The organism is Streptomyces sp. NPDC088706, from assembly GCF_044752765.1.
Taxonomy (GTDB): Bacteria; Actinomycetota; Actinomycetes; order Streptomycetales; family Streptomycetaceae; genus Streptomyces.
This window is the reverse complement of the sequence record NZ_JBIVLW010000002.1, coordinates 487,287-499,427: the sequence shown is the minus strand read 5'-3', so window position 1 is coordinate 499,427 and position 12,141 is coordinate 487,287. Positions and strand designations below refer to the sequence as shown.

General features: G+C 71.3%; 10 protein-coding genes and 2 pseudogenes. 7 read left to right on the top strand and 5 right to left on the bottom strand.

The genetic code is table 11. From position 1 onward, the window contains the following. Positions 1–58 precede the first annotated feature (58 nt). On the bottom strand, positions 59–1,465 hold the full coding sequence (locus tag ACIQAK_RS07870) for a family 2B encapsulin nanocompartment shell protein (protein ID WP_366387404.1): 1,407 nt from the start codon (positions 1,463–1,465) through the stop codon (positions 59–61). A gap of 129 nt (positions 1,466–1,594) precedes the next feature. Between ACIQAK_RS07870 and ACIQAK_RS07865 the strand changes: the two genes are divergently transcribed. Further along, on the top strand, positions 1,595–2,524 hold the full coding sequence (locus ACIQAK_RS07865; RefSeq protein ID WP_366387403.1) for a pyridoxal-phosphate dependent enzyme: 930 nt from the start codon (positions 1,595–1,597) through the stop codon (positions 2,522–2,524). Here the strand turns inward: ACIQAK_RS07865 and ACIQAK_RS07860 are convergent. Next, positions 2,500–4,101, bottom strand: a pseudogene (locus ACIQAK_RS07860) (Na+/H+ antiporter). The gene ACIQAK_RS07865 and the pseudogene ACIQAK_RS07860 overlap by 25 nt on opposite strands. Positions 4,102–4,136: 35 nt before the next feature. On the opposite strand from ACIQAK_RS07860, the gene ACIQAK_RS07855 reads away from it, so the two are divergent. From ACIQAK_RS07855 to ACIQAK_RS07845, 3 genes are all read left to right on the top strand, one after another. Beyond that, positions 4,137–4,397, top strand: coding sequence for a UBP-type zinc finger domain-containing protein (locus tag ACIQAK_RS07855; RefSeq protein ID WP_366387402.1), 261 nt, complete (start codon positions 4,137–4,139; stop codon positions 4,395–4,397). A gap of 231 nt (positions 4,398–4,628) precedes the next feature. Beyond that, entirely contained in the window at positions 4,629–5,042 is a 414-nt protein-coding gene (locus ACIQAK_RS07850; RefSeq protein WP_014048265.1) for an anti-sigma regulatory factor, read from the top strand. 23 nt (positions 5,043–5,065) lie between these two features. Further along, the gene (locus ACIQAK_RS07845) at positions 5,066–5,992 is read left to right on the top strand and encodes an RNA polymerase sigma factor SigF (RefSeq protein ID WP_366387401.1); all 927 of its coding nucleotides are present in this window, start codon (positions 5,066–5,068) and stop codon (positions 5,990–5,992) included. A gap of 32 nt (positions 5,993–6,024) precedes the next feature. Here the strand turns inward: ACIQAK_RS07845 and ACIQAK_RS07840 are convergent, their stop codons facing one another. Beyond that, complete coding sequence (locus tag ACIQAK_RS07840) at positions 6,025–6,474, bottom strand: hypothetical protein (RefSeq protein WP_366387400.1); 450 nt, start codon at positions 6,472–6,474, stop codon at positions 6,025–6,027. A 307-nt stretch (positions 6,475–6,781) separates the two neighbouring features. On the opposite strand from ACIQAK_RS07840, the gene ACIQAK_RS07835 reads away from it, so the two are divergent. Both ACIQAK_RS07835 and ACIQAK_RS07830 read left to right on the top strand, forming a co-directional pair. After that, on the top strand, positions 6,782–7,750 hold the full coding sequence (locus ACIQAK_RS07835) for a diacylglycerol kinase family protein (protein WP_366387399.1): 969 nt from the start codon (positions 6,782–6,784) through the stop codon (positions 7,748–7,750). Positions 7,751–8,070: 320 nt separating this feature from the next. Further along, positions 8,071–8,328: a WhiB family transcriptional regulator gene (locus tag ACIQAK_RS07830; RefSeq protein ID WP_003953983.1), complete on the top strand. Its 258-nt coding sequence runs from the start codon at positions 8,071–8,073 to the stop codon at positions 8,326–8,328. Between the two features lie 180 nt (positions 8,329–8,508). On the opposite strand, the gene ACIQAK_RS07825 is transcribed toward ACIQAK_RS07830, so the two are convergent. Together ACIQAK_RS07825 and ACIQAK_RS07820 are read right to left on the bottom strand one after the other, a co-directional pair. After that, positions 8,509–9,975, bottom strand: a complete 1,467-nt coding sequence (locus ACIQAK_RS07825) for a PAS domain-containing sensor histidine kinase (RefSeq protein WP_366387398.1) — start codon at positions 9,973–9,975, stop codon at positions 8,509–8,511. 372 nt (positions 9,976–10,347) lie between these two features. Next, positions 10,348–11,060 (bottom strand): annotated as a pseudogene (locus ACIQAK_RS07820) (SIS domain-containing protein); the annotation flags it as partial. A 233-nt stretch (positions 11,061–11,293) separates the two neighbouring features. On the opposite strand from ACIQAK_RS07820, the gene nagB reads away from it, so the two are divergent. Beyond that, the gene (gene nagB, locus ACIQAK_RS07815) at positions 11,294–12,079 is read left to right on the top strand and encodes a glucosamine-6-phosphate deaminase (RefSeq protein ID WP_366387397.1); all 786 of its coding nucleotides are present in this window, start codon (positions 11,294–11,296) and stop codon (positions 12,077–12,079) included. The last annotated feature ends 62 nt before the right edge of the window (positions 12,080–12,141 follow it).

The window sequence follows — 12,141 nt, the reverse complement described above, 5'->3', positions numbered from 1 at the left end:
CCCCCGGGGAGCCCGGCCGGTGTCGGCCGACCGGGCCACCCCGGGGGGTGACACGGGGTCAGCGCCAGCGGCTCACCTCCACGTTCTCCAGCACGCCGAGGGCGTCCGGTACCAGGATGGCGGCGGAGTAGTACGCGGTCACCAGGTAGGAGATGATCGCCTGCTCGTCGATGCCCATGAAGCGGACCGAGAGGCTCGGCTCGATCTCGTCCGGGATTCCGGTCTGCTGGAGGCCGATGACGCCCTGTTCGGCCTCGCCGGTCCTCATGCAGATGATGGAGGTGGTGCGGGCATCGGTGACCGGGATCTTGTTGGACGGGAAGATCGGCACCCCGCGCCAGGCCGGCACGTGGTGGCCGCCGATGTCGACGCTCTCGGGGACCAGTCCGCGCCGGTTGCACTCGCGGCCGAAGGCGGCGATGGCGCGCGGGTGGGCGAGGAAGAGCTTCGATCCACGCCGGCGTGAGAGCAGTTCGTCCATGTCGTCGGGGCCGGGCACCCCGTCGTGCGGCTGGAGCCGCTGGCCGTAGTCGCAGTTGTTGAGGAGGCCGAACTCCCGGTGGTTGATCAGCTCGTGCTCCTGGCGCTCGCGCAGCGCCTCGACCGTGAGCCGCAACTGCTGCTCGGTCTGGTTCATCGGCTGGTTGTAGAGGTCGGCGACCCTGCTGTGCACCTTGAGCACCGTCTGCGCGACGCTCAGTTCGTACTCGCGGGGCGCGGCGTCGTAGTCGACGAAGGTGTGCGGGACGACGGCCTCGCCCACATGCCCGGCGGAGACATCGATCGCCGCTTCGCCGTACCGGTTGGTCCGCTGGTGCGGGATGGAGAGCAGACCGGCGAGATGGGCACGGAGCGGCTCGGCCCGCTCCGCCAGGTTGAACACGTCGGCACGGCTGAGCGTCAGCAGCGTGCACGCGGTGACCGCGCGGGCGGTGTACTCCCAGACGGCGTCACCGTCGACCAGGCTCTGGTCGCCGAAGTACGCCCCGTCGGCGAGCACTTCGAGCTCCGTCTCGTCCCCGTAGAGACCGGAGCCGATCTTCGCCACCTTTCCGTGCGCCAGCAGGAAGACCCGGTCCGCCGCGTCCCCCGAGGCGGCGAGCACCTCTCCCGCTGCCACGTCCCGCTGCTCACACCTGCGGGCGAGCTCGGCGAGGACCTCCTCGTCCCCGAAATTGCGCAGAGCGGGCAGCTCCCCCAGCTCGGCGGGGATCACGGACACCCGGCCCCCGGTCTGGACGAACGTCACCCGGCCGTCACCGACCGAATAGCTGAGCCGACGGTTCACCCGGTACGTACCGCCCTGCACCTGCACCCACGGCAGCATCTTCAGCAGCCACCGCGAGGTGATCTCCTGCATCTGCGGCGCGGACTTGGTGGTCGTGGCGAGGTTCCGCGCGGCCGCCGTCCCCAGACTCTGCTGCGGCGTCGCCTGCGTGTCACGAACCTCTTCACCAACGGACATCTGACGTCCTTTCGATCATGGGCTGACCTGCGTGGAGAAGCCTTTCAGCAGGAGGACGCGGCCCGCCATTACACAAAAGAGTGTGACTAATCGGCCTTCGGTCGGGGCACATGGCGCCACAATGGAGGGGTGAACCACCCGCCCCGCCCCGCGACCCTCCCGCGACCCCGGGTGCCGTCCCCGCTGCGGGAGCTCCGGGACGAGCGCTTCGCCCGGCGCGGGGTGGCCCTGCTCCTCAAGCGGGACGACCTGATCCATCCCGACCTGCCGGGCAACAAGTGGCGCAAACTCGCTCTCAACCTGGAGGCGGCCGCCGGGCGGACCGTGCTGACGTTCGGCGGCGCGTACTCCAACCATCTGCGGGCCACCGCGGCGGCCGGTCGGCTGCTGGGGTTCGCCACCATCGGCGTGGTGCGCGGCGACGAACTGGCCCACCGGCCGCTCAACCCCTCGCTGGCCCGGTGCGCCGCCGACGGCATGCGGCTGCACTTCGTGGACCGCGGGACCTACCGGGAGAAGCACTCACCCGAGGTCCTGAAGGGGCTGCTGAGCCTGTTCGGGGACGTGGAGGTGATCCCGGAGGGCGGCAGCAACGCGCTGGCCGCACAGGGCTGTGCAGCGCTGGGGCGCGAGTTGCGCGGGCACACCGATGTGGCGGCCGTGGCCTGCGGGACCGGTGGCACCCTGGCCGGACTGGCGGCCGGGCTGGACGGCGGGCAGCGCGCCCTCGGCGTACCGGTGCTGCGCGGCGGCTTCCTCGGGGCGGCCGTCAGCGCGCTCCAGCAGGAGGCGTTCGGCGGACCGGCCGGGAACTGGTCCCTCGACGAGCGCTTCACCTTCGGCGGCTACGCCCGTACGACCCCGGAACTGGACGCCTTCGCCGCCGACTTCGAGGACCGGCACGGACTGCCGGTGGAGCGGGTCTACGTCGCCAAGCTGCTGTTCGCGCTGACGGCCCTGGCGAGGGAGGGCGGGTTCGCGCCAGGCACCCGGGTGACCGCCGTGATCACCGGCACCCCCGAGGCGCCGGCCCCTCAGGAGTCGTCCGTCTCCCGGTAGGCGGCCGCCTCCTCCAGGTCCAGTCGGCGCAGCAGCGTACGCAGCATCTCGTCGTCGATCCGCCGCTCGTCCCGGAGCCGGACGAAGACCTCCCGCTCGGCCTCGATCATCTCGCGGGAGAGCCGGCGGTAGGTGTCGTCCGCCGACTCCCCCGTGACCGGGTCGGCCGTTCCCAGCCGCTCCCACACGGCGTTGCGGCGGCGCTCCAGCACGGTGCGCAGCCGGTCCGCCAGTGGCGGGGGCAGGCTGTTGTGCGGGTCGGCGAGCAGCTCGTCCAGGCGGGCCTCGGCGGCCACCGACGCCTCGCTCTGGGCCTGCGCCTCGATGAGGGTCTCGGTCTGCGGGTCGCGCCCCGGCAGCTTCAGTACGCGGACGAGGACGGGCAGGGTCAGGCCCTGGACCACCAGCGTGGCGATGACGGTGGTGAAGGTCAGGAAGAGCACCAGGTTGCGGCCCGGGAAGGGCTCGCCGTCCTGTGTGGTCAGCGGGATGGAGAAGGCGACGGCGAGCGAGACGACCCCGCGCATGCCCGCCCAGCCGACGATCAGGGGTGCGGTCCAGTCGGTGCCCGGCTCCCGTTCCCGTACGCGTCGGGAGAGTTACCGGGGGAGGTACGTGGCCGGGTAGACCCAGATGAAGCGGACCACGACGACCGCGACGAACACGATGGCCGCGTATCCGAGCGCCTCCGCCGCGCCGCCCGCTTCGAGCCCCTTCAGTACGAAGGGCAGTTGCAACCCGATCAGGGCGAAGACCGCGGACTCCAGGATGAAGGCGACCATCTTCCACACCGCGGCCTCCTGGAGGCGGGTGGCGAAGTCGACCTGCCAGGACCGGTGCCCCAGATAGAGGGCGACGACGACCACGGCGAGCACTCCGGAGGCGTGCACCCGTTCGGCCGCCGCGTACGCCACGAACGGGATCAGAAGAGAGAGCGTGTTCTGGAGAAGGGCCTCCTTCAGGTGGGTGCGCAACCAGTGCAGCGGCACCATCAGCAGCAGCCCGACCCCGACCCCGCCGACCGCCGCCAGCAGGAACTCCGCGATCCCGGCTCCCCAGCTCATCCCCTCCCCCACCGCCGCCGCGAGCGCCACCCGGAACGCGGTGATCGCCGTGGCGTCGTTCACCAGCGACTCACCCTGAAGGATGGTCGTGACCCGGGCGGGCAGCCCCACCCGGCGCGCGATCGCGGCGGCCGTCACGGCGTCCGGCGGCGCGACGACGGCCCCCAGCACGAGCGCGGCGGTGAGCGGCAACTCCGGGATCACGAGGTACGCCAGCCAGCCCACGGCGACGGTGGCGAAGAGGGTGTACCCCACGGAGAGCAGCGCGACCGGCCGGATGTTGGCCCGCAGGTCCAGGTAGGAGCTGTCGACGGCCGCCGTGTGGAGCAGCGGTGGCAGCAGCAGCGGGAGCACGATGTGCGCGTCCAGGTGGTACGTCGGAACGCCCGGCAGCAGGCCCGCGACAAGGCCCACGGCGACCAGGACCAGCGGGGCGGGGACCGGGGTGCGGCGCGCGGCACCGGCAACCGCCGCACTGGCCGCGACCAGCGCCACCAGCGGCAACGCGTCCATCTCACCGTCCTCGGATCCGTCGTAACCTGCCCATCATGAGCGAGTGTGCGCATGTAGCGGAACTGCCACGCCCCGAGCCGGTGCCGCTCGGGGAGACCTGCCCCGAGTGCCGGGCCGCGGGCACCCACCCCGTACAGCTGCGGCTCTGCCTGACCTGCGGGCACGTCGGCTGCTGCGATTCCTCACCCCTGCGGCACGCCACCGGGCACTTCCGGGAGACCGGTCACCCGGTGATGCGGAGCTTCGAGCCGGGCGAGGGCTGGCGCTGGTGCTTCGAGGACGGTTCGATCGTCTGACGTCTGGGTACGTCAATCCGGCGCCGGTTCTTCGTAATTGGACGCCGCAGACCCCTAGCCACTGTGCGTACTCGTGGGTTTACCATGAGTGACGGCCGGGGGATGGGGTCCGGGCGACACGGCATCATGGATCCGATAGCGTCGCCGAGCTGAGAACCGTCGACCGACCGCATGGCTCCGGGCCACCCTTCCCGGAACCTCGAAAGAGTTTGTGCCACCTTGGAGGTGAGGGTGTCCCAGATCGCAGGCGAGCCCGGGAATCAGGACTTCGTAGAGGTCCGGCTGCCCGCTGCGGGTGCCTACCTGTCGGTGCTGCGAACGGCCACGGCCGGTCTCGCAGCGCGTTTGGACTTCACTCTCGACGAGATCGAGGATCTTCGCATCGCGGTCGACGAGGCCTGCGCGATCCTGCTTCAGCAGGCCGTACCCGGCTCCGTCCTCAGCTGCGTCTTCCGTCTCATCGACGACTCTCTCGAGGTGACGGTGTCGGCCCCTACGACGGACGGCCGCGCACCCGAGCGTGACACCTTCGCCTGGACGGTGCTCTCCGCGCTGGCCGGCAAGGTCGACTCGACGGTCGCCGACGACCGTACGGTCAGCATCAGCCTCTACAAACAGCGCGGCGCGGGCCCCGGGCCGGCGTGAGCGAGGGGAACGGGGACGGTCCTGTGCGGGACGAGACGATCCGACCCGGGGTGGTGCGCCCAGCGGGCATCCCGGAGCAACAGGCCCGGCCGCATCCGGTGGACGGAGCGGACGGGTCCCAGGGGCTCAACGTCGCGGTGGAGCAGTCGCAGGCAGAGCGGGCGGGCCAGATGAGCGAGCACGGGCACCACGATCCACACGACCGCAGCGGGGCCCGGGCCCTGTTCGTCGAGTTGCGGGAGCTTCCCGACGGCTCCGCGGAGAAGGCGGAGCTGCGCAACCGGCTGGTGCGGATGCATCTGCCGCTGGTCGAGCACCTGGCCCGGCGCTTCCGCAACCGCGGGGAGCCGCTGGACGACCTCACGCAGGTCGCCACGATCGGGCTGATCAAGTCGGTGGACCGGTTCGACCCGGACCGGGGCGTGGAGTTCTCCACGTACGCGACCCCCACGGTCGTCGGCGAGATCAAGCGCCACTTCCGGGACAAGGGCTGGGCGGTTCGGGTGCCACGGCGCCTCCAGGAGCTGCGGCTGTCGCTGACCACGGCCACCGCGGAGCTCTCCCAGCAGCACGGCCGCTCCCCGACCGTGCACGAGCTGGCCGAGCGGCTCGGCATCTCCGAGGAGGAGGTGCTGGAGGGCCTGGAGTCGGCCAACGCGTACAGCACGCTCTCGCTGGACGTGCCGGACACCGACGACGAGTCCCCCGCCGTCGCGGACACGCTGGGCTCGGAGGACGAGGCGCTGGAGGGCGTGGAGTACCGCGAGTCGCTCAAGCCGCTCCTGGAGGACCTGCCGCCGCGCGAGAAGCGGATCCTGCTGCTGCGGTTCTTCGGGAACATGACCCAGTCGCAGATCGCCCAGGAGGTCGGCATCTCGCAGATGCACGTCTCCCGGCTGCTGGCCCGCACCCTGGCCCAGCTCCGCGAGCGCCTGCTCGTCGAGGAGTAGACCGCCCGCTCCCCCCGGCAGGCCCGGCGGCCTCAGCCCTCGGGGTTCGCCCCGGCGCCCCTGCGCAGGCCCAGGATCCGGGTGGTCGCGGGGTTCAGGACGAGCGTCAGACCGGTCACGGCCACCGCCGCCAGGACGATCCCCGCGGGGATCAGCGCGCCCTGGGAACGCAGCAGCGTCCAGGCCACCGGCAGCGCCATGATCTGGGTGATCAGCGCCGGACCCCGGCTCCAGCCGCGCAGCAGCATCAGTCCGCGGGCGGCGACCAGCGGGATGGCGCCCAGCGCGATCAGCGTGATGCCGACCGTCTCCGCCTGCTGCGGACTGTCGGGGCGGCCGAGCACCCCCGTGACCAGCAGGTAGAGCCCGCTGATGGCGAGCGCGGCACCTTCCAGGGCGTTGATCCCGGCGAGGGCCGTGATCCTGCGCGGGCGGCCGGTCGCGGCCGGCGAGGGGGTGGACGAGGTCGCTTGAGTGCTCACGCCTTTCAGGTTGGCATCCCCGGGGGCGGTAAGTGAAGCCGGGGTGCGTGGGCGCGGCGCACATCACGTACGGGCCCGGGGCGCGCATCCCGTCCGGGCCCGGGGCGCGCATGCGCCCGGCCTCGGGGCGCCTCACGTGCAGGCCCGCGGGCACACGTCACGTACAGGCCCGCGGGCACACGTCACACCCAGGCCCGCGGCAGCCGGCCCGGCCTCCCCAGAGGAGGGGATCACGGAGCGTGACTGCCCAGGAGCCCGGTGAACCGCGACTTCAGGCCCGAACCGCCCGGTAGGTACTCTGGCGGGCATGCGCGCACTCCTCGTGGTCAACCCGGCAGCTACCACCACCAGTGCACGCACCCGGGACGTTCTCATCCACGCCCTGGCCAGCGAGATGAAGCTGGAGGCGGTGACCACGGAGTACCGGGGTCACGCGCGGGACCTGGGGCGCAGGGCGGCCTACAGCGACGACATCGACCTGGTGGTCGCCCTCGGCGGCGACGGCACGGTGAACGAGGTCGTGAACGGTCTGCTGCACCGGGGGCCGGACCCGGAGGGCCTGCCGAGGCTCGCCGTGGTCCCCGGCGGCTCCACCAATGTCTTCGCGCGCGCCCTGGGGCTGCCCAACGACGCGGTGGAGGCGACGGGCGCGATCCTGGACGCCCTGGAGAACCGGCGCGAGCGCACGGTGGGTCTCGGCCTCGCGGCCGGCACCCCGGGCACCGACGACGAGTCCGTCCCCGAACGCTGGTTCACTTTCTGTGCCGGCCTCGGCTTCGACGCCGGAGTGGTCGGCCGGGTCGAACAGAAACGCGAGCACGGCAAGCGGTCGACCCACGCGCTGTATGTGCGCCAAGTGGTACGGCAGTTCCTCGACGACACCCACCGCAGACACGGGACGATCACGCTCGACGTGCCCGGCCAGGACCCCGTCACCGACCTCGCCCTTTCCATAATCTGCAACACCGCCCCCTGGACCTACCTGGGGAATCGTCCGGTGTACGCCTCCCCCAGGGCCTCCTTCGACACCGCTCTCGACGTCCTCGGGCTGAAGCGTCTGTCGACCACGGCGGTGGCCCGGTACGGCACCCAGCTGCTCACTTCCAGCCCTGACAGAGGACCGCGTGGGAAGCACGCCGTTTCACTGCATGACCTCACGGACTTCACCTTGCATTCAAAGGTCCCACTGCCCTTCCAGATGGACGGCGACCACCTGGGACTGCGTACGAGCGTGACGTTCACAGGCGTACGCCGTGCACTGCGTGTGATTGTGTGAGTGGAAGGGCTCAAAGTCCTTTAACTCGAACGTTTGGACTGGCCCCCACCCCTTAGAAGTGCGGCTGTGACCTAGTCGACACCGAGGAATCAAAAAAAACTTTCCAGAAGGGGTTGTATCCGCCGCCGAGGTTTGCGAATCTCTACATGGCGATCGGGACGGCCCGCAACACCGGCCTCCACTGAGAGCCAGAACCCCTCCTCACCATCACAGACCACACCCAGTACTTCTGGGAGTCGGCCCGTCATCTGCGGGGGGATTCGTGAAAGCGTTCACATTCACAAGCAACAAGCGTGTAATACCAAGGAGAGGTAGCAGCCATGGACTGGCGTCACAACGCCGTTTGTCGTGAGGAAGACCCCGAGCTGTTCTTCCCCATCGGCAACACCGGTCCTGCGCTGCTGCAGATCGAGGAAGCCAAGGCCGTCTGCCGTCGCTGCCCCGTCATGGAGCAGTGCCTGCAGTGGGCGCTCGAGTCCGGCCAGGACTCCGGCGTCTGGGGTGGCCTCAGCGAGGACGAGCGCCGCGCGATGAAGCGCCGCGCCGCTCGCAACCGGGCGCGTAACGCCAGCGCCTGACCGACGCCCCCACGAACACGCCTCAGCCCGGCGGCGCGTACAGAGCGTACGCACAGCCCCGCCTTCGAGTCGCAGCGCGCAGTACCCCGGAGCGCATCGCATCGTGAGCATCACGGAGCGGGCCCGGACCGTCACCACGGTCCGGGCCCGCTCCGCTGTGTGCGCCTGCGGTATCCGCTCCTACTTGTCGCCCCGGACCGGCAGGTCCAGCACCACCTGGGTGCCGCGCTCCGGCGCCGGGACCATGCCGAAGGTGCCGCCCAACTCCCCCTCCACCAGCGTCCGTACGATCTGGAGTCCCAGATTGCCGGCCCGCTGCGGGTCGAACCCCTCGGGCAGACCGCGCCCGTCGTCGGTGACGGTGATGAGCAGCCGGCCCTCGGTGGGCGAGCCGCCGCGCACGGCGGAGACCTCCACCGTCCCCTGATCCGCCACGGTGAACGCGTGTTCCAGGGCGTTCTGCAGGACTTCGGTGAGCACCATGGAGAGCGGGGTGGCGACCTCGGCTTCGAGGATGCCGAAGCGTCCGGTGCGCCGGCAGGTCACCTTGCCGGGTGAGATCTCGGAGACCATCGCGATGACCCGGTCGGCGATCTCGTCGAACTCGACGCGCTCGTCCAGGTTCTGGGAGAGCGTCTCGTGGACGATGGCGATCGAACCGACGCGCCGCACCGCCTCGTTGAGCGCCTCGCGCCCCTGTTCGGAATCCATCCGGCGGGCCTGGAGGCGCAACAGGGCGGCCACCGTCTGGAGGTTGTTCTTCACCCGGTGGTGGATCTCCCGGATGGTCGCGTCCTTGGTGATCAACTCGCGTTCGCGGCGGCGGAGTTCGGTGACGTCCCGGAGCAGGACCAGCGAGCCGATGCGGACGCCCTTGGGCTTGAGCGGGATGGCCCGCAGCTGGATCACCCCGCCCGCGCACTCCACCTCGAACTCACGCGGCGCGTACCCACTGGCCACCTTGACCAGGGCCTCGTCCACCGGCCCCCGGGAGGGGGCCAGTTCGGCCGTGGTGGTGCCGAGGTGGTGTCCGACCAGGTCGGAGGCGAGGCCGAGGCGGTGGTAGGCGGAGAGGCCGTTGGGGCTGGCGTACTGCACGACCCCGTCGGCGTCCAGCCGGATCAGGCCGTCGCCGACGCGCGGGGAGGCGTCCATGTCGACCTGCTGGCCGGGGAAGGGGAAGGCCCCGGCGGCGATCATCTGGGCCAGGTCGGAGGCGGACTGGAGGTAGGTGAGCTCCAGCCGGGAGGGGGTGCGCACGGTGAGCAGGTTGGTGTTGCGGGCGATCACCCCGAGGACCCGGCCCTCACGGCGTACGGGGATGGACTCGACCCGTACGGGGACCTCCTCGCGCCACTCCGGGTCGCCCTCGCGCACGATCCGCCCCTCGTCCAGGGCGGCGTCGAGCAGCGGGCGGCGGCCACGCGGCACCAGGTGGCCGACCATGTCGTCCTGGTAGGAGGTGGGGCCGGTGTTGGGCCGCATCTGGGCGACGGAGACGTACCGCGTGCCGTCACGGGTGGGGACCCACAGCACGAGGTCGGCGAAGGACAGGTCGGAGAGCAGCTGCCACTCCGAGACCAGCAGGTGGAGCCACTCGAGGTCGGTGTCGCTCAGGGCGGTGTGCTGGCGGACGAGATCGTTCATGGAGGGCACCTGTGGAGCGTACCCGGGGTGAATGGAGGTGTTCGAACCGATCGGTCCGGTGGGCCGTGCCGTGGGGAAGGAGGCCGTTGTCGCACGGAATGTCCATGGACAGGGTGCGGTGTGCGGCCGGAGAATGTCCTGGACACCGATGGACAGGGGTAATTGGTCTAGTCCACAATGAGTTCACCAAGACCTCCGCTCTCCCCGCACAGGAGAGTGGACCGAGGCACCCGGCGCTCTCTGCCCTGACTGCGCCGGTGCCTCCTGTGGCCGGAGGCACCGCACACCGCCGGCCAGGTATCTCCGGGCTGCGGTGCCGGGCGGGCTGAGGGTCCCGTCCCGGCGCCGTGGCCCGCGGGTGTTTCCGGGGACGGCCGACGCCGCCGGCGGGTCTCCGTGATCTTCGCCAGGGCGCGAGGTGATCACCATGCGCTCGGCGAAGCGGTAGCGGGGGGCCAACGCCTTGACCTCGGCCCGGCGGCCCAGGACGGCGCCCGCCAGGTCGGGCAGGGCAGCGGCGGCCGCGGTGCCGTCGCCGCCGCCCAGGCCCTCCACGAAGAGGTAGAGCGAGAGCAGGGAGGCCGGGTACGTCTTGGTGGCCGGGAGCACCTTCTCCGGGCCCGCCAGGATGTCGATGTGGTGCGCGGAGACCGCCGCCAGGGCGGAGTCCGGGTTGTTGGTGACCGCCAGGGTCACCGCCCCGGCCTCCCGGGCCGCCTTGGTGGAGGCCACCAGGTCCGGTGAGCCGCCCGACTGGCTGACGGTGACGACCAGCACGTCCCGCAGGTCTGGCCGGGCGCCGTAGGCCGTCGTGGTGGACATGGAGGCGAGGCCGCGGGGCGGGCCGAGCCGGATCTCCAGCAGGTACTTCGCGTAGAGCGCCGCGTTGTCGGAGGTGCCGCGCGCGGTCAGCAGGACGAAGCGCGGTTCTCCGGCAGCGATCCGGGTGGCCACCTCGCGATGCGGGGAGCACCCTGGTCGAGGATGCGGCGCAGCATCGCGGGCTGCTCGGCCATCTCGCCGGACATGATGCGACCGGGCACGTCGCCCCGGTCGTCCGGGCCGGACGGAGGGGTGGCGGACATGTGGGGTGCCTCCCATGCGGCGTCGTCGGCGGTGGCGGCGTTCGGAGCCACCCGCGGACCGCCCCACCGGGGCCGTACCGGACAAGTCGACCAGGCGGACGCGGGGTACGCCAGCGGGGCCGGGCGGGTGGGCCGGTGCCTGGCCGTTCAGCGCACGGCTGCCCGATTCTGCTAGATTGGGACTTGATTGGTCTATACCACACGGCTCCCCTCACCAGATCGGCAGGCACAGCGTGGAAGTTGTCATCGTCCCGGACGCCACGGCGGGCGGCGAACTGATCGCGGAGGCCATCGCCTCCCTGCTCGGCCGCAAGCCCGACGCCCTGCTCGGCGTTGCCACCGGCTCGACCCCGCTGCCCATCTACCGCGCGCTGGCGGCCAAGGTCGCCGCCGGGGCCGTCGACGCCTCGCGCGCCCGCATCTGCCAGCTGGACGAGTACGTCGGGCTGCCCGCGGGCCACCCGGAGTCGTACCGCTCCGTGGTCCTGCGGGAGGTCGTCGAGCCGCTCGGGCTGTCCGAGGCGTCCTTCATGGGCCCCGACGGGTCCGCCGAGGACGTCCAGGCCGCCTGCGAGGCGTACGACCGGGCGCTGGCCGAGGCCGGCGGGGTCGACCTCCAGCTGCTCGGCATCGGCACCGACGGGCACATCGGCTTCAACGAGCCGTGCTCCTCGCTCGCCTCGCGCACCCGGATCAAGACGCTGACCGAACAGACCCGGGTGGACAACGCGCGCTTCTTCGACGACGACATCGACCAGGTGCCGCATCACGTGATCACCCAGGGCATCGGGACCATCCTGGACGCCCGGCACCCGATCCTGCTGGCCACCGGGGAGGGCAAGGCGGAGGCCATCGCCCAGACGGTGGAGGGGCCGGTGGCCGCGATCGTGCCGGCCTCGGCGCTCCAGCTGCACCCGCACGCGACGGTGGTGGTGGACGAGGCGGCGGCGTCGAAGCTGAAGCTGGCGGAGTACTTCCGCGCCACGTATGCGGCGAAGCCGGTGTGGCAGGGGCTGTAGTCCGTACGCCGCACGCCTACGGCCGAGGGCCGGGACGCCATCAGGTGTCCCGGCCCTCGGCC